Genomic DNA, 518 nt, shown 5'->3' with positions numbered 1-518 from the left:
TCAGAGATCCTGCTGCCCGATGGCGCACCGGAACGGTTTCTCGACCGGTCTGTTCTGTGGAATGAGGTTGAAGCGATCGAGAAGCGCAAAGATGCCCAGCTTGCCCGCGAGGTGGAGTTTTCACTACCGCGCGAAATGACACAGGCGCAGGGGATCGCGCTGGCACAGGATTTTGTGCGCGAGCAGTTTACAGAGCGCGGTATGGTTGCTGATCTCAATGTGCATTGGGATATCGGTGAGGACGGACAGGCGAAGCCCCATGCGCATGTAATGCTGTCCACGCGGTCATTGGATGAGAACGGGTTTGGTGCAAAAGAGCGTTCGTGGAATGACAAAGAACTCCTGCTGACATGGCGGGAGCGATGGGCGTCACTTGTTAATGAACGGCTGGCGGATCTGGATCTGGATGTGCGAATTGATCACCGCTCGTTTGCAGAGCAGGGGATTTCTCTTGAACCGCAGAACAAAATCGGTCCGGCCGGGATGCGCCGCGAAGAGCGGGGAGAGGATGCTGAGCG

General features: G+C 57.1%; 1 protein-coding gene. It reads left to right on the top strand.

The window, feature by feature from the left end; genetic code table 11:
- Positions 1 to 518 (top strand): MobA/MobL family protein (locus HK11_RS12135; protein ID WP_158092837.1); only part of this gene is annotated, 518 nt, incomplete at both ends.

This window comes from Acetobacter sp. DmW_043, assembly GCF_002153485.1.
Lineage (GTDB): Bacteria > Pseudomonadota > Alphaproteobacteria > Acetobacterales > Acetobacteraceae > Acetobacter > Acetobacter thailandicus.
Note: the sequence above shows the minus strand (reverse complement) of the source record. Positions and strands in the feature narration are given on the sequence as shown.